Below are 25,271 nucleotides of genomic sequence, written 5' to 3' on the forward strand. Positions count from 1 at the left end.
AGGAAAACTTAGCTTTCCTCTTTCTTTTTACGATAATCTTTATTGCGTCGAAGCGTAAAATAATCAGGCACTGGATCATCCCCACCCTCTACAAATGGATGGCAACGTAAAATACGTGCAATTCCCATAAGAACACCTTTTATCCCATGCTTTTCAATCGCCACAATCATGTAATTCGAACAGCTTGGTCGATAGCGACATGATGGAGGGGTCATGGGGGAAATCCGTTTTTGATACCATTTAACAAGCGCAATAAGCAGTTTTTTTATCATTTTTGTTTGTTAACAGCTAAATTATGTAACTGGCTGATTTCTTTTTTGCTCAAACGACGTGATTCACCTGGGCGAAGACCTGATAGATCCAAAGTCCCAAAGTTCGTACGAGACAATTTATCTACCAAAAGTCCAACTGATTCGAACATTTTCTTAACTTGGTGGTTACGTCCCTCATGGATAGTCAATTCAACCACTGAACGATTTTTTTCAGGATCTACTTTGATGATATTGTAACGAGCTGGTTTTGTCTTTTTACCATCGATAACAACACCACGTGTCAAGGGACGAAGATTTTCTTTTGTCGCAAGTCCTTTAACACGAGCTAAGTAGACTTTGTCGATTTCGTTACGTGGGTGAATCATTTCATCTGTGAAATCACCATCATTTGTCAAAATCAAAAGTCCAGTAGTATCCCAGTCCAAACGTCCAACAGGGTAAATACGTTCTGTAACGTTTGGTAGCAAGTCAACAACCGTTTTACGGCCTTTGTCATCTGATACACTTGAAATCACACCACGAGGTTTATTAAGAAGGTAATAAACTTTTTCTTCGTTATAGATTGGTGTCCCTTCAACTTCAACAACATCACCAGCTTTAACCGTTGTAGCTAGTTCTGTGACAACTTTACCGTTGATGGTTACCAAACCTCTTTTAATCAAATCTTCAGCTTTACGACGGCTGGCAATTCCCGCATGGGCAATGTATTTATTAATTCTCATATTCTTTCCTTTAACTGCTTTTTAGCTATTTTACATCATTTCGTCAGTTTTAGCGAGTTCTGTTTCTTCTTGGACTAATTCTGGCTCTTCAAAAAGGGTCATTTCTTCATCAACCACTTCGATATTTGACACGTCAATCAGTTCACTTAGGTCATTGATTCCCATAAAATCTAGGAAATAATCCGTTGTCGCATAAATATTTGGTCGACCAATTACTTCTTTTTTACCAGCTTCGCAAATTAAACCTAGAGCCATTAATTTACTGATAGCACTGCTAGAATTAACACCACGAATATCATCAACTTCAATACGTGTTATCGGTTGTTTGTAAGCAATAATGGATAAAACTTCCAAACTGGCACGTGATAAACTTTGATTGACTGGAGCTTTTGCAAAATCACGAAGCAAATCAGCAAAAATCTCTTTAGTCACAATTTTATAACAACCTGCTGTCTCAATCAAACAAAGACTTGATGAGTCGTCAGCTTTATATTTCTGCGCTAATTTTTCCAGTTGTTGTTGGAGCGCCGTTGGTGTTAAATTAACCATACTAGCCAAATGACGTAAGCTCAAGCCTTCTTCACCTGCTACAAAAAGAAGGGCTTCAATCTGAGCTAAATAGTTCATATAACTTCCTTTCTTAAGTTTGTTTACCAAGGGTTATCGTTTTTTCACTCAACTAACACTTCGTAAAACAATATCTCCAAAGTTTTCTTCTTGTTCCACTTCAACTTCATGAACTTTTATCAATTCTAAAGTCGCCAAAAATAAGGTAATCATCTCTGGAATAGATTGACATTCTTTGAAAACCTTGTTCAAAACAAGTTTTTTAGACTGACTAAGACGTTCTGAAATAACCGTCATCATGTCTTCAATACGATAATCATCACGCTCAACAACCGTATGACTATTTTTCAATTCTCTTTGCTTTTCAGCCATAACATGTGAAAATGACAAGAAAAGATCCATAATCGTCTTGTCATGAGCTAAAACCGCATCTTCAAAAATTAATTCTTGTTTTGGTTTTGAGTAAAATTTAGCACGTTCATCGTGCTGGGCTGACATTTCCTCACTAATCGCCTTGAAGCGACGATATTCTTCGATTTGTGTCAACAATTCTTGTTCAGGGTCATCTTCTTCTGGCTCTGCTTCAACAATTTTTGGAAGTAGCTTACGGCTTTTAATCAGCATGAGCTGACTGGCCATAACCATATATTCACCTGCCACTTCTAATTTCATGGCTTGTAAGGTTGAGATATAAGTCAAATACTGCTCGATAACTTCCACGATTGGAACATCGTAAATATCCATCTGATATTTAGAGACCAAGTGCAAAAGCAAATCCAGAGGCCCTTCAAAATCTTTTAATTTAATATCCATTAGTTATAAAATTTCTCTAAAGTCACTGGACTCTTAAGCCCTAAATTGCGACTAACTTCTAATAAAGATTTTCCTGCTGCTTTTTGATGTAAAACATATTGACGACGCATATCCTGCGCTGATAAGTCTTCCAAACCCAAAGAAGCCAAAAATGCTTTTAATTGATTGAAGAACCATTGTCTTGAATAAGATTTACCTTGATTATCAAAAAGATAAATCTGTTCTTCAGACAAATTGGCAGTCATGTAATCAAGCAATTTTGCAGGAACTTCTAGCACTCTGACCAAGCCAGCTTTTTGCACGCGCAAAACAGCAAAAGTCCTATCCAAATCAGCAACTTTTAAGCCTTGAAGGTCACTAGACGACAGGCCCAGTTCAATCATCAAAAGCGCAATCAACTGACCAGCTTGATAAGAACTTTCTTGATAAAAAGCCGAATAATCCAGCAACTCCTTACTAACCGGTTTCGTGGCCAATTTTTCTTTATTGCTTAATTTATAAAAACGATCTAAGCGCTCAGTATCATACAAAAAATACAAAAACTGATTTACCGCTGAAATCTTACGCTTTTTGGCTGAGGTTTTTAAAGGTGCCAATGAATGCTCATAAAGCGCCAGCTTTTCTTTGCTGACTTTGCCATCAACAGCCTCAACAAACTGCTGCAAATCATAAAAATAAGCATTTCTAGAATTCTCTGAGAGAGACTTACTGTCAATAAATTCTTGGATAAAATCAATCATCTTTCGGGGTAATCGTATAATAATCAGTGAAATCGTGTAAGAGACTATTAACAGCCTTTAGAATCGATTTACGTGTAATAATGCCTAGGAAGTGGTTATTTTTATCTAAGACTGGCAAGAAAGGATAGTCCACTAACAAATGCATAATATCCGTTAAGCTTGAAGTATCACTAATGGTTTGTAATTTGGTATTAACCATCTTACCAATATCAGTCTGAGCCAATTCCCAATCGGTCAATTGATTTTTAGCTTGATAAGACATAATGTCAGCAATGCTGATAGTTCCAACGTATTCTTTATCTTTGGTGATAACAGGAACACGTGAATAACCATTATTAGCTAAAAGCAACATAGCGTGGTCTGAATTATGCGTATCAATAAAAATCGCCAAATCTTCTGCCGGAATCAAGTAATGATCCAAATGGCTAAGAAGAAATTCTTCAAATTCTTTTGCTATCATCTGTCAAATTCCTTTGAAAGTGCCGGATAGAGTTTGTGGTCACGTGTGTAAAAATCAACCTTAATTTTATCTTTAGTGATAATTACTTTAGCATAAAGCTTTTCTTTGACATCACCACGAGGTTGAAGAACACTACCTGGATTGATAAAAACAGTTTTACCATTACGCCAAGCTGCTGCTCGGTGCAAGTGCCCATAAAGGCAGATATCTGCATCTTCTTCTTGAGCAAATAAATCCAATCTATCCCATGTAAAATTAATGTTATAAAGGTGTCCGTGAGTCTGTGCTATGACAATATCGTCAAGATAAGTTGTCAATCTTTCAGGATAACCATTATCGTAATCACAATTACCACGAACCACTTTGATACCATCCCAAATGGGATCTGAACTTGGTAGCTCAGAATCTCCATTATGGAAAATGGCATCAACTTCGCCTTGATAACGTTGTTTAATATTGCTAATAATCTCACGGTCACCGTGAGAATCACTCATTACAATTATTGTTCTGCTTTCCATACTGGGAATGCCTCCATTAATTTCTTAACAGCCAACCCGCGATGTGAGATTTCATTTTTTTCATCTGCTGTCAATTCAGCAGCGTGACGTCCAGTTTCACCAACTAAGAATAGTGGATCATAACCAAAGCCGTTGTCGCCTTTTGCTTCCATAGCAATGTAGCCAGGCCAATCTGCTTCAACAACCAAACTTTCCTTATCTGGTGCAGCAACCACAAGTGTTGTGTGGAATTGCGCTGAACGGTCTTTCATATCAAATACCATTGCTAATTCATGAAGTAATTTAGCATTGTTTGATTCATCTGTAGCGTCTGGGCCAGAGAAACGAGCTGACCATACACCTGGAAGACCACCGAGAACATCCACTTTCAAACCAGAATCATCAGCAAGAACCATTTTCCCAGTTAATTTTGAAATCGTTTCTGCTTTCAAGCGTGCATTTTCTTCAAAGGTCATTCCAGTTTCTTCCACTTCAGGCAATTCTGGGTGGTTGTTTAGGTTTTCAACTTTGATGCCTAGTTGATCAAACATTTTACGAAATTCTTTGGTTTTACCTTCATTGCGTGTGGCAATCAAGATTGTATCACCAAATGCATTTTCAGATGATTTTCCAAAAAAGGCTGACGCAGCAACACCATCTTCTGGTAGATGCACAAATAACAATTGGTCATCCTCAGTAACCACAACCGCACCCGCACGTTGTTGCACTTCTAAATGACGATTAGTTTCTTCGTTAATCATGCCAACAACAAAGCGAATCAATTGAAAATCAGATGATTTTTTAACAACAGTGACGTTGTAGCCATTAAATTCGTCTTTATGACAGCCACCTTCACCGTGTCCGTGACATTTGCCACAGCATTTGCTTGCAACAAGTTTTGCGACTTGTTGGCTCAATTCATAAAGATCGTCACCACAGACATTTCCAAGACCTGAAATAGCATTGAAGCCACCCCACTCGCCAAGGAACCAATTTTCTTTATCTTTATACTCATAAATTTTATCAGCCATTTATTACCATCTCATTTCTATTTGTTCAACTTTTCCAAATCAACATGTTGCACATCAATGTCAGTTCCTAGCCAGTTCACCGCAATTTCTTTAAAACGCTGACTACTTGCTGTTGTGTAGAAATGGTGATCAACAGCATTTTCCGTGCGACTATGATTAATTTCAAAGTAATTTAATAACACTGACACATCTCGAATACATTCAGCACCACTATCGATTAATTTAACATTAGGTCCCATCACATTTTGAATGATTGGACGAAGCAGTGGATAGTGTGTACATCCAAGAACCAATGTGTCAACTTTACCAACAAGCGGTGCTAAACTTTCGTAAACAACTTTTTTAGCAACACTTGACCCCATTTCATTTGACTCAACGATTGGAACAAACTTGGGACAAGCTAAACCGCTAACTTCCATTTTTGGGGATAATGATTTTATCTTTTCAGGATAAACTTCTGAATTAATGGTCATCGGAGTTCCGATAATCCCAATTTTACCGTTACGTGTCGATTTAATCGCGGCACTAGAACCTGGTAAAATAACACCAAGAACAGGAATATCAAGTTTTTCTTTAACTTCTTTCCAAGCAACTGCTGTCGCTGTATTACAAGCAAAGACAATCATCTTAACATTTTTAGTTAACAAGAAATTAACCAATTCCCAAGTGTATTCTCTAATTTGTTCAGCAGGTCTAGGACCGTAAGGAGCTCTTGCTGAGTCTCCAATATATACAATTTCTTCATGTGGTAGTTGACGCATTAATTCACGCACAACGGTTAAACCACCAACTCCAGAATCTAAAAAACCAATTGGTCTATTATCCATAGAATCTTCTTTCTAATAAGGGAATTAGACTTAGAAAAAACCCAGTTGGTGAGCCAACTGAGTCATTCATTTCTGAGCTCTGTGCTCGAAAACGTTTGTTAAAGACTGACTTGTATGTAAGGTCAAAAACTATCAAACAATAAGTCATCCGCCTTTAGCATTTTTCAAACCAAAGCGTAAAGATTATTTTTTAGCTTTTGCTGCAGCTGCTTTAGATTGTTTGATAATGTTACGGTACGTTTGTTGAATTTTAGCTTCACTAGGTTTTTGACCCATTTGGCTCATCATTTCACGGATCGCATCAGGCGTCAAGCGTGGGTGTTCACCGATTTCCTTTTCAAACTGTTTACGAGCGATAAAAACGCCACCAACAAGGCCACCAAACAAAGCAACCAAAACTAACAAAATCCAAAGAAATGTTGTCATGAATATTTTCTCCTAAGTTTTTTACATAATTTATTATAGCAAAAATGGAAAGAGTTTACAAATTCTTGAAAGCTTTTTCTTAATAAAAAAACAGCTAACTAAAGGCCATCTGTAGTCCTTAGCTAACTGCTCTTATAACTTATTCAAAATCAAATCCTTTAATGGTTGCAAAATAATCTTCTGGTGTTTCGGCACGGCGGATTAAACGTGCACTGCCATCTTCTTGATAAAGAATCTCAGCTGAACGTAAGCGACCATTGTATTGATAACCCATTGAAAAACCGTGTGCTCCTGTATCATGAATGACCAAGGTATCACCGACACGCGCTTCAGGTAATTCACGCTGTTTAGCAAATTTATCGTTATTTTCACAAAGAGAACCCACCACATCGACCACCTCAAGTTTTCCATTTGGATTAGTCATGTTTGTGATGTGATGGTAAGCATCATACATGGCTGGGCGCATCAAGTTAACGGCTGAGGCATCAACACCAATGTATGTGCGATAAGTTTGTTTGCGGTGACGAACTTTGGTTACAAGCAAACCATGTGGCGCTAACATGAAACGACCAAGTTCAGTAAAGATTTTCACATCACCAAGTCCAGCAGGAACCAACACCTCATCAAAGACACGGTGGACCCCTTCACCAATCGCCGCAATATCATTAGCTTTTTGTTCTGGACGGTAGTTAACTCCAACACCACCAGATAAATTGATAAAGTTAATCACGACGCCAGTTTTTTCTTTCACTTCAACAGCTAATTCAAATAATTGACGGGCTAATTCTGGGTAATAATCATTGGTCACTGTGTTTGAAGCAAGAAATGAATGAATACCAAAGTTTTTGACGCCTTCTGCTTTCAAATCTTTAAAACCTTGAATCAGCTGGTCTTTGGTCATCCCAAATTTTGATTCTTCTGGATTGTCCATAATATCTGTTCCAAGCGAGAAAACACCACCTGGATTGTATCGAAGTGACACAGTATCTGGTAAGCCTGCCACCTCTTTTAAAAAGTCGATATGTTCGTAAGCATCAAGGTTGATGGTTGCACCGATTTCTCTAGCGTACTTGAATTCACGCGCTGGCGTATCATTTGATGAGAACATGATATCAGTAAAGCCTAACTTGTGGCTCATCAAAAGTTCCACTTCTGTCGCACAATCCACCCCGCAATTTTCCTCTTGTAGAATCTTCAAGATAGCTGGTGTTGGGGTAGCTTTTACGGCAAAATATTCCTTAAAACCTTTATTCCAAGCAAAGGCCTTATTCAAAGCGCGAGCCTTTTCACGAATCCCTTTTTCATCGTAAAGGTGAAATGGCGTTGGAAATTCATTTGTAATGTTTTGAAGCTCTTTGGCTGAAATAAATGGTGTTTTCATAATTAATTCCTCGAATTTTCAAAATATTAGGACTATTATAACACAAAGACAAGAAATGACCAATGACCTTTGCCTGAAAAACGAAAAAAACTAGCGCAAACAAAGTTGCACTAGTTAATTCATTAATCATCGCTTCCGAACAAGCGAAGCAAATTCAAGAATAAGTTGATAAAGTCAAGGTAAAGACTAAGTGCCATTGAAATAGCCCAGCCATCACCAACTTGACCACCTGTCGCTTCATAAACACGCTTAATCATTTGATTGTCATAAGCGATAAGCCCTGAGAAAATCAATACTGAAATAATACTGATAACAAAGCTCATCATCCCTGAGCCAATAAAAATATTGACAAAGCTTGCAATGATAATACCAATCAAAGCTGCCAAGGCTGCTTTTGCAAAGCCAGACAAATCTTTTTTAATGACAAAACCAAGGACTGACATCACACCAAAGACTAAGGCAGATGAGACAAAGGCTTGTAAAACCGTTGTTTGTGTGTAAGCAACAATGATGAAACTTAAGGTAAAGCCATTCAGAGCTGAATAAAATAAAAACAAAGGCAAAGCAGATGGTGTATTTTTACGAGCAGCACCACTAGCTAAGAAAACCAAAGCCAACTCTAAGAAAACTGCACCATAATAAATAAATGGGTGATTAGTCATGATGTTAATCATATTGTCAGTAAAGACATAAAGCATCAAGAATGAGACAAAGGCTGACAAGCCGATTCCCATACCAACTAATCCATAAATTTTAGCAAAAAAACGATTCAAACCACTATCGGTCTGTGTGTAAATAATATCGTTCTGATTCAAAAGAATCTCCCTTCCTGATAAATTCTATCCATTAACGATGGTTACTTGGTAAAATCTTACGGCTGTAGCGTCTTTTCTTACCAAAACGATTGCGAAATGGTGTAATGGCTTCTTTGACAGCCCAATACTTATCGACCATCGTCACAATGTAACCTTCTTTATAACGCGGCGGAGCAATCGTTGCCCCCCACATGTGTTTTAAAATGATATCTTCTTCACGCTTATTTAAAGTCGTTAATTTTCTAGCGTTTCGAACGGCAATTCTTGGATGTACCCACGCATGCCCCTTATTAAACTTGGTTTCTCGCCAATCATAATAAAAGAAATCATGCAAAAGACCTCCACGCGCAGTGGCTTTTTCATCCCAACCTAGTTTTTTAGCAATCTTATAACTCGTATAAGCCACATTAATTGAATGTTCCATACGGGTTGAATAATGATGCTGCGGAATTTTATCTAGCTTCTGAAAACGGGGGTGTTTGATGAGATGACCAACGAGTTCCATGAACTCTTTATCTTTTTTATATGCACCCATTAGAATCACCTTCTTTCACCCTAATTATAGCATATCAGCTTAAAATAGACTGAAACGATGACTAAAAAATTCAAAGTATGAAAACGTTTAAGATTAAATTAAACTAAAGAGAACAATCCCTGTTGCCACAGCAACGTTCAAACTTTCTGCTTGTCCAGGCATAATGATGTGGGCCAAAATGTCAGCTTGTTTTGTCATTTGCTCTGAAATGCCATTTCCTTCATTTCCCATGACAAGAGCAAACTCACCCTTATGCTCAACAGTCTTGTAGTCAACAGAATCTTTTGAAAGCGTCGTAGCAACTAATGGCACACCAAGACTTTGCAATTTTTGGCAAGCTTCATAAACATTGGTACGCCAAACTGGCAAATGAAAATGACTACCTTGCATTGAACGAAGAGTTTTTTGATTGTAAATATCTGCCGTTTTCTCAGAAATCAATACCCCATCCAAACCAGCAGCATCAGCCGTACGAATCATGGTTCCGACATTCCCAGGGTCTTGAACATCTTCTAATACCAAGTAACGACCAGCTTTCAAGTCAGCTAGCGGTAAGCTTGGCATCACCACCTCTGCAATAATGCCTTGTGGTGTCTTAGAGTCTGTTAATTCTTTTAATACCTCTGGCGTCACATAAGTCACATGAGATAAGCCTTCAACACGGCCTGAAAACTCTTCAAGGACAAAAATGTTCAAAAATTCTGCATCAGCTTTTTGCGCTTCCTCAAACAAGTGCCACCCTTCAATCAAGTAAGAATGTTCGCGGTATTTTTTTTTCAATAATTTTTTAGTCTTTTTAATGAGATTATTTGATTTAGAAGTTATAATAGTCATAAGAAGATTATAGCATATAATAGGAGGAATTTGAGATGAAAAAAGTTCGTCTAATTGTCTCAGGCCGAGTTCAAGGAGTGGGTTTTCGTTATTCGACTTTCGCCCTTGCTCAAAGCCTAGGTGATATTTACGGTCGCGTCTGGAATAATGATGATGGTACCGTTGAAATCCTCGCCCAGTCCGACGATTCCGCTAAAATGGCAAAATTTATCCAAGAAATTCGAAAAGGACCATCCAAGTGGGCAAAAGTAACCTACGTTGATGTCAAAATGGCAAATTTTAAAGATTACACTGATTTCCAAATTGCCAACTAATTCTATAAATAAGACTACAGACGTATTGAGAAAATGCAGAAAAAACAGTAAAATAATAGGGTATTATAATAAAAGGAAACAATCAATTGAAAAAGAAACTAAATCGCGTCCTCTTCTCAGGACTAAGCTTATCGTTATTGTTCTTACTAAGTGGTTGTGTCAGCCGAGATTCACATGGTAACCCAACAGGGACTATTTGGCACTTGCTCGGTGAACCAATGGCAAAACTTATCCAATACTTTGCCAACAACATGGACCTTGGATTTGGCTTAGCCATTATCTTAGTAACAATCATTGTTCGTTGTATCATTCTTCCGCTTGGACTTTACCAATCATGGAAAGCAAGCTACCAATCAGAAAAGATGGCTTATTTAAAACCAATCTTTGCACCAATCAACGAACGCATGCGTAATGCAACTACTCAAGAAGAAAAATTGGCTGCACAAACAGAATTAATGGCTGCACAAAAAGAAAACGGCATCAACATGCTTGGTGGTATGGGATGTCTTCCACTTCTTGTTCAAATGCCATTCTTCTCAGCTATGTATTTCGCAGCTCAATACACACAAGGTGTTTCTGAAAGTACTTTCCTAGGCATTGACCTTGGAAGCCGTAGTATGCCACTAACAGCTGTTATCGCTATCCTCTACTTCTTCCAATCATGGTTATCAATGCAAGCTGTCGCTGAAGAACAACGTGCAGCCATGAAAGGAACAATGTATGTTATGCCGCTCATGATGGTCTTCTTTGGTATGAGCATGCCAGCAAGTGTTCTCCTTTACTGGTTGGTCGGTGGTTTCTTCTCAATCATTCAACAATTGATTACAATGTTTATCATTAAACCAAAACTTCGTAAACAAATCGCTGAAGAATTTGAAAAGAACCCTCCAAAAACTTACAAATCAACTAAACGCAAAGACGTTACACCAACAGCTACTACTCAACTTAACAAACCTAAGAAAAGTAACCGTAACGCTGGTAAACAACGTCACCGCAAATAATTCATAAACTAAAACACCAGAAAATTATTTCTGGTGTTTTAGTTTCCTTTTAATAACAGAACAAACAAAAAAGGCTTAACAGCCTTTTTTATGATTAAGCAGTTTTTTCAACGCTAATGATTTCAACATCGTAGTTTCCAGCAGGTGATTCGATTGTCACGATGTCACCTGTTTTTTTACCAATCAAAGCTTGAGCGATTGGGCTTTCGTTAGAGATACGACCTGAGAAGATATCAGCACCAGCAGCACCAACGATGTGGTAAACATCTTTATCAGTTGTTCCAACTTCTTGAACAGTAACTGTTTTACCGATAGCAACTTCATCTTTTGCTACAGCATCGCTATCAATGATTTCAGCATAACGGATTTTAGTTTCAATGATTTGGATTTGACCTTCAACGAATGCTTGTTCGTCTTTTGCTGCATCATACTCAGAGTTTTCTGAAAGGTCACCGTATGAACGAGCGATTTTAATACGTTCAACAACTTCTGGGCGACGAACTAATTTTAGTTCTTCTAATTCTTGTTCAAGTTGTTCTTTTTCAGCAAGGGTCATTGGATAAGTTTTTTCTGCCATTTTCTATCTCTTTTCTAAAAATTTATTTTTTGGATAATCTACAAATACAAACATGATGTTAGTCACACCATGTTTGTCATCAATTATTCATTTATTTGACTATTAACATATTTTTCAACATTAGCTTTGTGGTCATCAAAGTTTTCTGAGTAGTAGACCTTACCTGTCTTAACATCTGCAACGAAGTAATAGTAATTCGTTGAAGCAGGGTTAACGGTTGCTTCGATAGCTGATAGGCTAGGAGCGTCTACCGGACCAGGCATCAAACCAGTGTTGGTATAAACATTATACGGTGAATCAATCGATGTGTCAATACTTGCATCAGCCGCTAGACTTGTCTCTTCACCAAGTTTACCCATTGCATACAAAATAGCAATATTACTTTGGAGTGGCATGTTATTATTCATGCGATTATAGAAGACACTAGCAATATTTCTGCGATCATCATCAGTTGAACCTTCTTTTTCAACTAATGATGCAAGTGTTAAAACATCATTAACTGATTTTCCACTTGCAGCAATAGTATCGTAGTACTGAGACATGTAAGAATCCATTGTTGAAATCATATCCTCAACAATATCTTCCATACTTGTCTTTTCATAGTAGCTGTACGTTGCTGGGAAAAGGTACCCTTCTAGTCGATAAGTTACTTTATCAGCCTCAGGAAGACTACCTAAAAGTTTTGGATACTTAGCTGCCATTTTTGAAATAAAGGCATCATCTTGAACGACTTTCAAGAAATCATCAGCCGTATATGGCGTTGAAGCGTGTTTCTTAGCTGAATTTTTAGTCACAGCTTCAGAAATTTGCTTGATCGTATAACCTTCAGTTACCAAGATTTTACCAAGTGATGGTTTTTCTGGTTGAGGTGTTCCACCTTCTTTAAGTTGTTTACAAATCTCATCCAAATCCATGCTTGGTTGCAAATTATAGTATCCACTTTGGAAATTGCTGTAATTTTTAAATTTTGTGTAGTAATTAAAGACAGTTGCACTCTTAATCACACCAGATTTTTCAAGGATTTGCCCGATGTATTTGTTCCCAGATCCTTCTGGAATATCAACCGTAATGTATTTCTTTGATGAACTATCAAGTGGCTTAATAGAACTATCAACATAGCGGTATACAAAGAAACCTGTTGCGATTAAGGCAATGATAATTGCTGAAATTAAAACTAAGGCAATTTTTCCCGCTAGGCTATTTGTCTTTTGACGTTTTCTTCTGCGTTTTGTTCCCACTTTATTCTCCAAGTCTGTCTCTGTTTCATCTGATTGGTCAGAATCTTGCTCAAATTGAAGATTATCTTCTGATTCAGACTCACCTGAAGGGATATCAGAAATATCTGGATTACCATCATAACCTACACCATCTGTTGCTCTCACAAGATAACTTTCTTGTTCATCATCAGCCTTAGCTGACTCTGCTCCATCAGGGTTAAAGGTCTGATCGATATTTCTCAGTACGTCTTTAATTTTTTGATTATCTATTTTAGTTTCAATCTGATTCTCAGCTAAAGCAGTTTTCGCTTTCTCTTCAAGGCGACGTTTTTCTTCTCGAATCTTAGCCTCTTGACGCTCTCTTCGATCTTCTGCTTCGTATTCAGCCATTAGTTCAGCCGTTCGACGCGCAAATTCTTCTGCTTCTTTTTCCTTTTGGCGAAGTTCTAAATCATGTTGCTTGCGTAAGCGATTCGCTTCTTCAAGTTCAGCTAAAATTTGCTCCTTAAAACTTTTTTCTTTTTGAGTTTTTGGCTTATCGTCGTTAAATTCGGTCAAAGCTTATCCTCCTACTCTTAATCAATCGCCATTATATCCTAAAATATAGTGAAAATCAACTCGCAGCAGTCTTTGTTATCTATTCTTAACAATCACTTTGTCACTTCTTACGCTACCGCTGGAGACTCCCAAACCATATTAAACCAAGTGGTTCCACCGTGTGCTGAGTCTGCCTCTCCTTCATCGATAAAACCATTTCTCTCATAGTAAGGGATAAGCTGCTCATGACAGGTCAAGGTGAGACCTATGCACTTTCTAGCAACAGCTAAATCTTTCATCGTAGCAAGCAAAGCCATCCCGATACCTTGATTCTGAAAATCAGGAGCAATCGAAAGACTCGTAATAGCAATAAAACCTCCGTGGTCAGGATTTTTAACAACGTGATGGAATAAATCATCTGTTAAGTAACGTTGTCCGATCACCGGTCCTTCAATGTAACCACAAATCTCCCCATCAAGCTCAGCTACCAAGAAAGTATCTGGGATGGTCAAAATGCGCTCTTTCATATCTTCTTGACTTGCTGCTTCTTGCGCAGAAAAATTCTCACGTTCAATAGCTACGATAGCCTCTAAATCCTCAAGGCGTACATTTCTGATAATCATAAAATCCCCCACAAAAGAAAAAGAGCTTTCGCTCCTTTTCAAGATAATTGGTTATTATTGTGTGTTGTTAGCCAAGCTTGCCAACAATTCTTCAAATGAACGTTCATACATTTGGATATCACCAGCACCCATGAAGACGTAAACAGCATTATCATGGTCAAGTAATGGTGAGACATTATCAAGGCTGATAACTTTAGCTGATTTATTAATTTTAACAGCCAAGTCTTCAACTTTAACATCACCGTGGTCAACTTCACGAGCTGAACCATAAATTGGTGCCAAGTAAACTGAATCAGCTTGATTCAAAGCATTTGCAAATTCATCTAAAAGTGCAATTGTACGTGTGAATGTGTGTGGTTGGAAAACAGCCACGATTTCTTTACTTGGGTATTTTTGACGTGCCGCATCAAGTGTTGCAATGATTTCAGTTGGATGGTGTGCAAAGTCATCAATGATAGTTGTGTTGTTAATCACTTTTTCAGTGAAACGACGTTTAACACCAGCAAATGTCTTCATGTGTTCTGCTACCAATTCCATATCAATGCCAGCTACGTAAAGGTTAGCGATAACAGCAGTGGCATTCAAGATATTGTGACGACCAAATGCTGGAAGGTGGAATGAACCAAGTTCTTCTTCACCATGTTTTACTTTGAAAGCAGATCCATTTGTTGTACGAACAACATCATAAGCCATGAAATCATCGCTATCTTTAAATCCATAGTAGTAAATATCTGCATCAGATGCGATTTTACGAAGATATGGATCATCACCGAACAAGAACAAAGCTTTTTGAACTTGTTTTGCGTAATCATTGAAAGCGTCGAAAACATCATCAATGCTCTTGAAATAATCAGGGTGGTCAAAGTCGATGTTTGTGATGATTGAGTATTCTGGGTGGTAAGGCATGAAGTGACGTTGGTATTCGTCAGATTCAAATACAAAGTAGTTACTGTTAGCTGAACCACGTCCAGTACCATCACCGATTAAGTATGATGTATCTGTAATATTTTTAAGAACATGTGCCATCAAACCTGTTGTTGATGTTTTTCCGTGTGCACCTGCTACACCAAAGCTTGTGAATTGGCGCATGAAATCACCGAGGAATTCATGGTAACGTTTGAATTTGAAACCATTTTTGACAGCATAGGCAATTTCGACATTGTTATCTTCACGGAAAGCATTACCGGCAATTAATTCAACATCTGATGTGATGTTGTCTTCAGAAAATGGAAGAATTTCAATTCCTGCTTGTTCTAAACCACGTTGTGTGAAATAGTATTTACTAACGTCACTTCCTTGAACTTTGTGTCCCATTTGGTGCAACATCAAAGCAAGAGCACTCATACCAGATCCTTTAATTCCGATAAAATGATAGGTTTTAGACATGTTTTCTCCTCTATATACAACTGCAGTGCAGTTTATTTTGCATCGTCAAAGCGTGTTAAATTCAATTCTTGAGCCACTTTGTGTTCTCTTTGACTTTGCAAGACTTCCTTATTATAAATTTGACTTTCTTTTAAGAAGTCATAATTATTTTTCTTAGGTTTAGTTGTTGATGAATTATCTGGCTTTTTATAAGTTACGGGAATTTCTGCCAAGATATAATCATCTTGATGCAACCTTTCGGTTAAATGACTCAGACTGCTTGTAGGCTTTGCTGTTTTCTTAGGCAATGTTGCCTTAAGCTGTTGCTGTAAAGCTGCCTTAGAAGGCGCTTTAACTTCTTTTGAAAGATAAGCTTGACGTTTTCTTCGAATATCACGTCTTGCTTCTTCACGCGCTAACTCAGCATAAGATTTACCTTGAGTCACCGATTCTATGCGGCTGGCATCTTGTTCATCTTTGCCAACAAAATTATAGTCTCTAGTAACATCATCATAGTTTTTATCTTGATAAGCTCCGTGAATATTGGTAATCAAATCTTCATTTTCATATAAAGCCATTACTTTGGGTGGATTGCTTACTGGCTCCCCGTCTGCAACAAGCGGAAAGCGTCTTTGATTTCTAATCACAGCGTCACATCCTCTCTTAACGTATTATGTTTATTAATTATCATCACTCACTAAGAAATATGGGGAACTTATCCTTGACAACCCCTCGTCCTAGCAACTAAATGCTAGCGCTTAAAAACTAGGCCTAAGCCCCTAACTTTTTAAACGTAGCTCCAACTTTGTAGCATTTTTATTATAAACTAATTCATTCCATTTTTCAAAGTTTTCATAAAAAGAAAGTCAGTCTCCCTTAAAGGTTAGACTGACTTAAATCTTAATGCTCTAATCCAAGGATTTCCTTGATTTCTTCGATGGTCATGCTTGCTCTTGTTTCATTACCATCAAGAACTGTCGTGACAAGATTTTTCTTGCTTTCTTGCATCTCAAGGATTTTTTCTTCAATAGTCCCGCGCGTAATCAAACGATAGACTTCAACATTTTCTTTTTGACCAATACGGTGAGCACGGCTGATGGCTTGCATTTCCACCGCTGGGTTCCACCAAAGGTCAATCAAAATAACTGTATCAGCTCCTGTTAGATTCAAGCCAACTCCTCCTGCTTTCAAAGAAATCAAGAAGGTATCTTTTGAACCATTGTTAAAGGCACGAGTCATTTCTTGACGAACATTAGCTGGGGTCGAACCAGTAATCTTATAAGAAGTTAAACCTAGTTCTTCAATCTCTTTTTCAGCAATGTCTAGCATGCCACGGAATTGTGAGAAGATAAGTGCTCGGTGACCATTTTCTTTGATTTGCGTTAACAAATCACGAAGGCTATCAAGTTTTCCACTTTCTCCTTGATAATCCATAAAGAGCGCTGGGGTATCACAGATTTGACGCAGGCGTGTGATTCCTGATAAAATCTCGATTTTACGACGATTAATATCCGCATCTGAAGCTCCAGCAATGGTTTCTTGCATTTGACGGAGCTGTGCAAGATAAATGGCTTTTTGCTTGCGGTCAAGCTCATTTGGATAATTGATTTCAATCAAATCTGGCAACTCTGGCAGAACTTCTTCTTTGCGACGACGCATAATAAATGGCTTGATAAATCGTGCGACTTGTTTGGCTTCCATTTTCAAAAAGCGTTTTTTATCTGGTAATAAACCTGGCAATACGATTTGGAAAATTGACCAAATTTCAAGGAGTTTATTTTCGATTGGTGTTCCTGAAAGGGCGAAGCAATTTTTAACTTCAAATTGACGCAAGTAATGCGCAATCTTCGTTTGGGTGTTTTTCATCACCTGGGCTTCATCCAAAATCAAATAATCAAAATTCAACTGATTGTATTCTGCAAAATCTTGGCGGAAAGAAGAATAGCTTGTAATCACCACCTGATGATCTTCAGCGATAATCTCATCACGTACAGCTTTTAAACCATAAGAAACAGCCACGTCAATCTCAGGCGCAAAGCGAGTGAATTCGTCTTTCCAGTTATAAATCAAACTTGACGGTGATAAGATTAAAATACGCGTTTCTTCTTTTAAGTGCGAAGCTAGAAAAGCAATGGTTTGAAGGGTTTTACCCAGCCCCATGTCATCGGCTAGAATACCACCAAAGCCGTAGTGGTCAAGCATGGACATCCAACGAACACCAGTCATTTGGTAATCACGCAATTGTGTTTGTAGAGGTGGTAAAGTGACTTCAAATTCTTCTGGATGTGTTAAATCATGTGCTAATTGTTCAAATTCTTTTGAGAAGGAAATACGATCATTCCCTTGGAACAAATCTGAAATTTGGAAAGCTGAAATAGCATCTAACTGCAAATGCCCATTATCCAGTTGTTTGGCACGTAAGTTTTGAAGAGTGCTACTAACACGCTGAGTTTCTTCATCAAAGACAACTAACTTACCAGCTCCATTGACAAAATAAGGTTGATTTTTAAAGAGTGCTTCTAAGGCATCATCAATATCATTTTCAAAAACCGTTGAAAAATCAAATGAGATATCTAGCAGACCACCTTTAGTATGAACAGAAACCTGTGGTTCTTCAAATTGACGCATCTCTTCAAGCTCATCAGACAAAGTAACCTGACCTAGCCGTGCTAATTGTCCCAAAGTTCGTGTGAAGAAATCGTACAAATCCTTATCAGCTAGCGGCGCATGGTAAGACAAGAATGAAGCTGAGAAACCATTAGCTTCCAAGGTCCTAAAGACTTTTTCTTCATGTTTAAAATGACTGGCAAACGGTAATTCTTCAAGCTCACGTTTACTATGAACAGTGACATTGCCATAATCAAAAGAGACGTGCAATGCAACTTCTCGGTATTCATTGAGTTCTAAGTAAAAAGTTACTTTGAAATCACGAATATCAAAACTCTTCGGCGCTTCAACCTTACCCAGTTCTTTAAAATCTAAAAGACTAGCAGCTAATTTTGCTTGGTCGTCTAAATCAAAGAACAAATGTTTTGCCAAATCAGCCTCAATTGGCAAACTACGAATAGCCGTTAAAATCTTTTGTTGCTTCAAATTCAAACTGAAAATAAACCCATTTGTGAACAAAAAGGCATTATTAAAGAGCGGTTGATATTCTTTTTCACTAATGATTAATTCAATTGATTGACGATGAACCACCACTTTAAATTGAATTAAATCTTCTGAACCACTTAGTGGTCTAAAAATCAGCTGCCCATAAGTTTGATGATTGTGTTCAAATGAAAAATCATAAAGGTCATTAAAGAGGTTGATACCTTCTTCAAAAGTTCCACTTGTCAATGAAAGATTTCGACCATGATTTGGTAAGATGTAGTCAACATCAAGATGATCACCATCTGGAATCACTCGCCATAAAAATTGAATCAATTCCTGACTGGCTTCATCAAATTGAATCAATGACAAGGGTTCAAAATAATTTTTCCCAATCTGGTAATATCCCTCATTTTTAACAGCGTTCAAAAAGGCTTTAATGTCTCGGACAACATAAGCGCGGTCATCTGGCAATCGATTGATTTTTAAGGTCCACCAATAATCTGATGAATAGGGGCTTTGATTACCATGAGCTGCCAAACGATATTTTGTGGTATCGTCATCATTAATCACCAAGCCATCCAAAAAAACACTACCAAAAGAGGTATTTTTCTTAGTTTCTTGCTGTGTTTCTTGGTGTGAGCTCAATTCATCTGATAACTCTTTTCCTTCCGTATTATTCTTGAGATAGTATTCTACGGCTGCTAAATGCTCACAATATTTTTTCTTGGCAAAAAAGTCACAGTCACACCTTACTTGTTCATCTTCTAGCGAATATTGAAGATGGTGTGTGCCCACCTTTGCCTGAATTAAATCTTCTCGCTTACTGATAATATCAACCAAACCTTGTTCGTAAAGTTCTATCCCTTGATTGCGAATTCGACCTGGAATCATTCTACCCAATCTAAGCCACCACCTTTTTCCTTATCCTTTAATTATATCAAATTCAACCCTGTTTAGCTTGAAAAAATGATTAATCAGTTTTATTTTTTATTATTTTCTATAAGGTATATCAAAAAAAGCACCCTTTAAAGTGCTTTTTAATCTTATTTACGTTTGCGGGCAATCAAGTTGATTGGTGTACCTTCGAAACCGAAAGCTGCACGGATTTGATTTTCCAAGAAACGCATGTATGAGAAGTGCATAAGCTCTTCTTCGTTAACAAAGATAACAAACGTTGGTGGTTTAACGGAAACTTGTGTGCCGTAGAAGATTTTCAAACGTTTACCTTTATCTGTTGGTGTTGGGTTAATAGCAATCGCATCCATGATAACGTCGTTAAGAACAGCTGATGGAATACGTTTGTTTTGGCTTTCGCTGATTTTCTTAATCATTTCAGGCAATTTGTTCAAACGTTGTTTTGTTGCTGCTGATACGAAGATGATTGGAGCATATGACAAGAATTGGAATTGATCACGAATGTCTTCTTCCCATTTTGCTACAGTGTGGTTATTTTTTTCGATGGTATCCCATTTGTTAACAACGATGATAATCCCTTTACCAGCTTCATGTGCAAAACCAGCGATACGTTTATCATACTCACGAATACCTTCTTCAGCGTTAATAACCATAAGAACAATATCTGAACGGTCAATAGCACGCATTGAACGCATCACTGAGTATTTTTCAGTGTTTTCATAAACTTTACCAGATTTACGCATACCAGCGGTGTCAATCATTGTGTATTCTTGACCTTCGCTGTCAGTAAAGTTTGTATCAATAGCATCACGTGTTGTACCAGCAATTGGACTTGCGATAACACGTTCTTCACCAAGAATTGCATTAATCAAGCTTGATTTACCAACGTTTGGACGACCAATCAAACTGAATTTAATGATATCTGGATTTTCGTCTTCTTCTTCCACAGGAAGGCTTTCAACAATAGCATCCAAAACGTCCCCTGTACCAATCCCGTGAACAGATGAAACTGGGTATGGATCACCAAGACCAAGTGAGTAGAAGTCGTAAATATCATTACGCATTTCTGGATTATCTACTTTATTGACAACTAAGATAACTGGTTTATTGGTACGGTACAAGATTTTTGAAACGTACTCATCAGCATCTGTAACGCCTTCTTTTCCTGATACAACAAAAACAATAACATCTGCTTCTGTCATTGCGATATCAGCTTGGTGTTTGATTTGTTCCATAAATGGTGCATCAACATCATCGATACCACCAGTATCAATCAATGAAAACTTGCGGTTAAGCCATTCACCTGTTGTATAGATACGGTCACGAGTAACACCCTCGACATCTTCAACAATTGAAATACGCTCACCTGCGATACGGTTAAACAAAGTCGATTTGCCGACATTTGGACGTCCGACAATAGCAACTGTAGGTAAAGCCATAATTCTTAATACCTGTTCGTTAAAACAGCTCAGCGCTACTTTAAGTGACTACTTGCCACACGAAAACATCTTGGATGTCTTCGCCGAAATTCCTTTCACATTCTTTTATCTATTTATCACTTTTAATGATTTATACAATTAACGTCTAACGTCGATTTTCACCTTGGAGATGAATTTCTCGAGCTAAATAACGGATACGTTCCATGACACGTTTGGCTTGCCAAGTTTCATCACCAGAACGTGAGATTGAAAAGTGTTCTTCAAGTCCCTTAAAATCAAGGTTAGAAGTGAAGAACGTTAGCAGATTTTCTTGCATACGATACTGAAGAATCACTTGGAGCACATCATCACGAATCCAAGAACTTTGTTGTTCAGCACCAATATCATCTAGTACCAAAATCTCAGATTGCTTAATTTGGTCAATCTGCTCTTTCACAGTACCAGTATTAATGGCATTCTTAATGTCAACACAGAAAGTTGGAAAATGCAAGAGAGTTGTTGACTTACCATACTTAGCTGACAGGCGATTTGCTAAGTAAGCCATCAAGTAAGATTTCCCGACACCAAAAGTTCCAAAGACATAGAGTCCTTTTTGTGGTTTGTCCTCAAGATTTTTAATATAATCATTCAAATAATTATAAATCTCAATACGATTAGGATCCCCAAGGTCAATATCATCAGTTGAAATATGCTTAAGACTTGTTGGCAAACCAATCAAGGTCACACGGTTTTTAATATCTTGACGTTTTTTAGCTTCTACCAACTCGCGAGTCTCTAAATAAATGACATCAGCATATCCTTCATTCATGCTAAGAGCTGGCTTATAACCTTTTGCCACATATGAAGCATCTTGATTTTGAAACTTCTCGCGTTCAACCATAAATTGGTTAAACTTAGGGAGGCTACGATTAATCTGCTCTTGAGTCAAGCCATTTGACGTGATAAAATCAGCAATTTCCTTATCCGCTAAAATAGCTTGAGTCAATTCATTAAGATCAGTTCGACTTTGGCGAAGCTGTTTAGCCAAGGTTTGTCCGATTTTTTCCATCACTCACTCCTTAATCTTCTAACATGCTACGTCTAAGCTCTTCAAGTTTTGCCTTTTCTTCAGCTGTCGCAACATGTTTGTATTCTTTTGCTGTCCATTCTGGAACATTAGTTTTAGTCACTTTTGCTTTAGCTTTGCGTTCTTTATTTCGTTGCGTGAAACTACGCATCTTAAGAACAGCCGCTTCTGCTGTCGTAATTTTTTGGTAAGCAAAATCATTTGCCACCTTCATGATATAAGGTTTGTTGATATTGGCTGACTGCGTTTTATTCAAAGTGTAAAGAACCATCACATTAATGACTTCATCTAGGAAATCCATATTAGCCAGTTCTTCTAAAACTTTGCGCTCACTTTCAGTAACCACAGCACGACGGGGTGCTTTGATTTTTTCAAGAAATTCCTTGGCAGAAGCTTGTTTAGCTTCTCTGATGATCACTTGTTCTTTAGCATCAAATTGCTCTTTGGTTTGGTTATTAGCTGTTTTTTTCTGCTCAAGCTGTACCGTCATTCGTTGTGGCGAAATTTTACCATTAATAGCCGTACTTTTTGCCAATTGATAAATGTCAAACCAATTCATGCTGTATTTATCAGCTAGACTATAAATCTTAACTACATCAGTTTTTTCATCTTTGAATTGCAAACCATCACGTAACATTAAACGCTCAAAACTGTCCAAATCGAAATGGTTTTTTGACACTGTCTTAGGCACTTTTGGATTTTCATCTACTGAAAAAATATCAGAGAACTTCTTAGAAACATCACGCGCACCATCAGGCAGAACCACATCCAACTCAGCCACCGCAACATCACCAATCCTTTGTTCTAATAAACGACGGTAAATTGCATTGGCTAAGAACGTTTCGCGATTTAAGGCAGGTTGTAATTTCAAAACATAAGCATCTCGTGTTTGGTATAAAACCAGTAAGTCTACTGCGGTTAAGATAGCCAGAGCTTCCTCGACTTCTTGCATGCTCAACTGTAAGTGATTCAAAATCTCACTAAACTTATGACGTTTGATACCATCATCAAAGAAAGCAAGCAGATACTCATACAAAAGCACCGCATGGTTCCCGATAACAGGATGATATAGCTGACTTAGACTATCAGAATCCAACAAAACCTTATTGTTTTTGACATAAGAAAATTCATCAATCGGTCTCATTTAGCTTACTTCTTTTCTTCTTGCTACGCACACGATTCGTAATTTGCTGCAAAAGTTCCTCAATCTCATCAACATCTTTAAATGATTTATAAACTGAGGCAAAACGAACATAAGTAATTTCATCAAGTTCTGCCAGCTCATCCATGACCAGATTACCAATCACAGTACTCGGAACTTCACTTTCGTATTCGCTACGAATTTTTTGTTCAATACGAGACACCACCTGTTCAATATCATCGCTTGATACTGGACGTTTTTGTGCGCTTTGAAAAATTCCATTTAGGATTTTTTCACGAGAAAATTGTTCACGCGTTCCATCTTTTTTAATGACTAACAAGGGTAGTTCTTCAACGCGTTCAAAGGTTGTAAAACGCGCATGACAATTTTCACATTCTCGGCGTCGTCGAATCGTATTACCATCTTCTGCTTGACGGCTATCGATGACACTCGATTTATTATAATTACATTTTGGACAACGCATACAAACACCCCATTCTACCAATTATTCTAATACTTAATTTTAACATAAATTCACTCATTATGAAAGTAATACCAGTCCAAGCCGGTTCAGTTGTCGCTTTCCCTTTTCTAACAAAATATCATGACATACTTCATTAGAAAAACGAACAGACCGAGAAGAGAGCTCAGTCTGTCTTTTAATGTTATTTTGCCATAACCCTAGGGATAACTAAAGTAAACTCAGTTCCCTCGTCAACCACACTGCTAACGCTAACTTTGAGGTTATAAGCATCTACGATTTGCTTAAGAATGGCTAAGCCAATTCCAAGCCCACCTTGTGTCGAAACACGATTACGTGACTTATCTGTGCGATAGAAACGCTCAAAGATGTGATTCAAATCTTCCTGCGAGATTCCTTCACCCTCATCTCGAACTTTTACAATCGCATTCTCTCCTAAAACATCCAAAGTCACATGAATATTTCTACTACCTGAAGAATATTTTACGCCATTATCAATCAAGATTAAAATAGCTTGTTCAAAATGATGCTTGTAAATCTCTGCATAAATACAATCTTCAACCGTTGAAACGAGTGAAAAACGGAAATCAGGATACAGAATGCGGAAATTTCCTAAAACAACGTCAATGGATTGTTTTAAATCTGTAACCTCTCCCTTATGAAGATCAAAACTTCCTTGAACACGAATCATATCTAGCATGTCATTTACCATAATTGACATGCGATCCGCCTCATGATAAGCGGCATCAAGACTCTCGCATAAAACTTCTGGGTCATCTTTTCCCCAGCGCTGCAACAAGCCTAAATGCCCCTTGATGACAGCAATCGGTGTGCGCAATTCATGGCTAACATCACTAACAAAGCGTGTTTGCCGCTTAGCAAATCTCTCAATTTGCTCTAAAACACTATCAAAAGTTTGTGACAAATCTTCAATTTCATCACCAGATTGAATATCCGAACGTAAAGCTAATTCACTTGGACTTTCAGCGAGTTTATCAACAAATGTTTGAAAGTCACGAAGTGGCCTCAACGTCCTATGCGATACCGCAAGAACTAAATAAAAAATCACACAAGCTTCGACAAGTTCACATAGCAAAGCAATCACTACAAAAGTATGACGCGCCATAAAATACGAAGCAATACTTTGGTAGACGGTTACGTAACCAATAACTTTTCGACTATCTTTGGAATAAATTTTTTCACTCTGGTAAAAACCAGTAAAAGCTGGCGAACGGTACATCACCGTTTCACCAACTTTTCCAATTTTCATTGTCGATAGTACTTTATCGGTTGTCAAAACTAATTGTTTATCTTTATTAAAGACAGAAACTTCTTGATTATCAAAAATCAATTCGTCAATGCCGCCTTGCCTATCAAGAATATACTTCTTATCGTCATTTTCGACAAGCGAGCCTGAAGCACCATATTGATTCAACAAATCTAATAACTTCTCTTGCGAAAGAGAAGTTTCTTTAGATAAAAATTCACGAACAACTTCTGTGGATTGCTCGGTGTTATAACAATCTTTTGAAAGAAAAATTCGTGTCACACCAAAATAAATAACTAAGTTAAAAGCTGATAA

Annotated in this window: 27 protein-coding genes; 2 read left to right on the forward strand and 25 right to left on the reverse strand. The window is 37.7% G+C overall.

What is annotated here, in order from left to right; genetic code table 11:
• Positions 1-8: 8 nt before the first annotated feature.
• The 14 genes from yidD to SFC32_RS01210 form a co-directional block, all read right to left on the reverse strand.
• Positions 9-272, reverse strand: a complete 264-nt coding sequence (yidD, locus tag SFC32_RS01145) for a membrane protein insertion efficiency factor YidD (RefSeq protein ID WP_411049495.1) — start codon at positions 270-272, stop codon at positions 9-11.
• Positions 269-994 carry a pseudouridine synthase gene (locus SFC32_RS01150; RefSeq protein ID WP_003066095.1) on the reverse strand — a complete coding sequence of 242 codons (726 nt, stop codon included), beginning with the start codon at positions 992-994 and terminating at the stop codon, positions 269-271. Before SFC32_RS01150 ends, yidD begins: the two co-directional genes overlap by 4 nt.
• Before the next feature lie 30 nt (positions 995-1,024).
• Positions 1,025-1,621 carry an SMC-Scp complex subunit ScpB gene (gene scpB / locus SFC32_RS01155; protein WP_411049494.1) on the reverse strand — a complete coding sequence of 199 codons (597 nt, stop codon included), beginning with the start codon at positions 1,619-1,621 and terminating at the stop codon, positions 1,025-1,027.
• A gap of 48 nt (positions 1,622-1,669) precedes the next feature.
• Positions 1,670-2,374, reverse strand: a complete 705-nt coding sequence (locus tag SFC32_RS01160; protein ID WP_074602718.1) for a segregation/condensation protein A — start codon at positions 2,372-2,374, stop codon at positions 1,670-1,672.
• Positions 2,374-3,114, reverse strand: a complete 741-nt coding sequence (gene xerD / locus SFC32_RS01165; protein WP_074482456.1) for a site-specific tyrosine recombinase XerD — start codon at positions 3,112-3,114, stop codon at positions 2,374-2,376. The genes SFC32_RS01160 and xerD overlap by 1 nt, the downstream gene beginning before the upstream one ends.
• Positions 3,107-3,574, reverse strand: a complete 468-nt coding sequence (gene cbpB, locus SFC32_RS01170) for a cyclic-di-AMP-binding protein CbpB (protein WP_006532895.1) — start codon at positions 3,572-3,574, stop codon at positions 3,107-3,109. The genes xerD and cbpB overlap by 8 nt, the downstream gene beginning before the upstream one ends.
• Positions 3,571-4,092, reverse strand: a complete 522-nt coding sequence (locus SFC32_RS01175) for a metallophosphoesterase (protein WP_074482457.1) — start codon at positions 4,090-4,092, stop codon at positions 3,571-3,573. Before SFC32_RS01175 ends, cbpB begins: the two co-directional genes overlap by 4 nt.
• Positions 4,074-5,102, reverse strand: a complete 1,029-nt coding sequence (locus SFC32_RS01180; protein ID WP_006532897.1) for a nucleoside-triphosphate diphosphatase — start codon at positions 5,100-5,102, stop codon at positions 4,074-4,076. Before SFC32_RS01180 ends, SFC32_RS01175 begins: the two co-directional genes overlap by 19 nt.
• A 17-nt stretch (positions 5,103-5,119) precedes the next feature.
• A complete protein-coding gene (gene racE, locus SFC32_RS01185) occupies positions 5,120-5,929 on the reverse strand; it encodes a glutamate racemase (protein ID WP_014335198.1) in 810 nt (269 codons plus the stop codon).
• Between the two features lie 183 nt (positions 5,930-6,112).
• A complete protein-coding gene (locus tag SFC32_RS01190; RefSeq protein ID WP_006532899.1) occupies positions 6,113-6,355 on the reverse strand; it encodes a YneF family protein in 243 nt (80 codons plus the stop codon).
• A gap of 139 nt (positions 6,356-6,494) precedes the next feature.
• Positions 6,495-7,736, reverse strand: a complete 1,242-nt coding sequence (locus tag SFC32_RS01195; RefSeq protein ID WP_411049493.1) for a diaminopimelate decarboxylase — start codon at positions 7,734-7,736, stop codon at positions 6,495-6,497.
• A gap of 122 nt (positions 7,737-7,858) precedes the next feature.
• The gene (locus tag SFC32_RS01200) at positions 7,859-8,551 is read right to left on the reverse strand and encodes a Bax inhibitor-1/YccA family protein (protein ID WP_006532901.1); all 693 of its coding nucleotides are present in this window, start codon (positions 8,549-8,551) and stop codon (positions 7,859-7,861) included.
• A gap of 31 nt (positions 8,552-8,582) precedes the next feature.
• Entirely contained in the window at positions 8,583-9,086 is a 504-nt protein-coding gene (locus SFC32_RS01205) for an HDIG domain-containing metalloprotein (protein WP_074564296.1), read from the reverse strand.
• Between the two features lie 93 nt (positions 9,087-9,179).
• Positions 9,180-9,920 (reverse strand): TrmH family RNA methyltransferase, encoded by a 741-nt coding sequence (locus tag SFC32_RS01210; RefSeq protein WP_411049492.1) that lies wholly within the window; start codon positions 9,918-9,920, stop codon positions 9,180-9,182.
• Positions 9,921-9,955: 35 nt separating this feature from the next.
• On the opposite strand from SFC32_RS01210, the gene SFC32_RS01215 reads away from it, so the two are divergent.
• Positions 9,956-10,234, forward strand: coding sequence for an acylphosphatase (locus SFC32_RS01215; RefSeq protein ID WP_020917345.1), 279 nt, complete (start codon positions 9,956-9,958; stop codon positions 10,232-10,234).
• Positions 10,235-10,320: 86 nt separating this feature from the next.
• The gene (yidC, locus tag SFC32_RS01220) at positions 10,321-11,235 is read left to right on the forward strand and encodes a membrane protein insertase YidC (protein WP_039696388.1); all 915 of its coding nucleotides are present in this window, start codon (positions 10,321-10,323) and stop codon (positions 11,233-11,235) included.
• 94 nt (positions 11,236-11,329) lie between these two features.
• Here the strand turns inward: yidC and greA are convergent, their stop codons facing one another.
• The 11 genes from greA to SFC32_RS01275 form a co-directional block, all read right to left on the reverse strand.
• Positions 11,330-11,812, reverse strand: a complete 483-nt coding sequence (gene greA, locus SFC32_RS01225) for a transcription elongation factor GreA (protein WP_020917348.1) — start codon at positions 11,810-11,812, stop codon at positions 11,330-11,332.
• A gap of 83 nt (positions 11,813-11,895) precedes the next feature.
• Positions 11,896-13,587: an endolytic transglycosylase MltG gene (gene mltG, locus SFC32_RS01230; RefSeq protein ID WP_411049491.1), complete on the reverse strand. Its 1,692-nt coding sequence runs from the start codon at positions 13,585-13,587 to the stop codon at positions 11,896-11,898.
• 107 nt (positions 13,588-13,694) lie between these two features.
• Entirely contained in the window at positions 13,695-14,189 is a 495-nt protein-coding gene (locus SFC32_RS01235; protein ID WP_074965053.1) for a GNAT family N-acetyltransferase, read from the reverse strand.
• Between the two features lie 54 nt (positions 14,190-14,243).
• Positions 14,244-15,575, reverse strand: a complete 1,332-nt coding sequence (murC, locus tag SFC32_RS01240; protein ID WP_411049490.1) for a UDP-N-acetylmuramate--L-alanine ligase — start codon at positions 15,573-15,575, stop codon at positions 14,244-14,246.
• A 32-nt stretch (positions 15,576-15,607) separates the two neighbouring features.
• Positions 15,608-16,201: a hypothetical protein gene (locus tag SFC32_RS01245; protein ID WP_074564304.1), complete on the reverse strand. Its 594-nt coding sequence runs from the start codon at positions 16,199-16,201 to the stop codon at positions 15,608-15,610.
• A 253-nt stretch (positions 16,202-16,454) separates the two neighbouring features.
• Complete coding sequence (locus SFC32_RS01250) at positions 16,455-19,547, reverse strand: DEAD/DEAH box helicase (RefSeq protein ID WP_411049489.1); 3,093 nt, start codon at positions 19,545-19,547, stop codon at positions 16,455-16,457.
• A gap of 143 nt (positions 19,548-19,690) precedes the next feature.
• Positions 19,691-21,001, reverse strand: coding sequence for a ribosome biogenesis GTPase Der (gene der, locus SFC32_RS01255; protein ID WP_411049488.1), 1,311 nt, complete (start codon positions 20,999-21,001; stop codon positions 19,691-19,693).
• A gap of 145 nt (positions 21,002-21,146) precedes the next feature.
• A complete protein-coding gene (dnaI, locus tag SFC32_RS01260; protein ID WP_074560813.1) occupies positions 21,147-22,049 on the reverse strand; it encodes a primosomal protein DnaI in 903 nt (300 codons plus the stop codon).
• A gap of 10 nt (positions 22,050-22,059) precedes the next feature.
• Complete coding sequence (locus SFC32_RS01265; RefSeq protein ID WP_411049487.1) at positions 22,060-23,211, reverse strand: DnaD domain protein; 1,152 nt, start codon at positions 23,209-23,211, stop codon at positions 22,060-22,062.
• Positions 23,198-23,692: a transcriptional regulator NrdR gene (gene nrdR, locus SFC32_RS01270; RefSeq protein ID WP_074560815.1), complete on the reverse strand. Its 495-nt coding sequence runs from the start codon at positions 23,690-23,692 to the stop codon at positions 23,198-23,200. The genes SFC32_RS01265 and nrdR overlap by 14 nt, the downstream gene beginning before the upstream one ends.
• A 181-nt stretch (positions 23,693-23,873) precedes the next feature.
• Entirely contained in the window at positions 23,874-25,238 is a 1,365-nt protein-coding gene (locus SFC32_RS01275; RefSeq protein ID WP_411049486.1) for an ATP-binding protein, read from the reverse strand.
• Between the last annotated feature and the right edge of the window lie 33 nt (positions 25,239-25,271).

The sequence above is a fragment of the Streptococcus sp. TATVAM-FAB8 genome (genome assembly GCF_046592795.1).
Classification (GTDB): Bacteria; Bacillota; Bacilli; order Lactobacillales; family Streptococcaceae; genus Streptococcus; species Streptococcus ruminicola.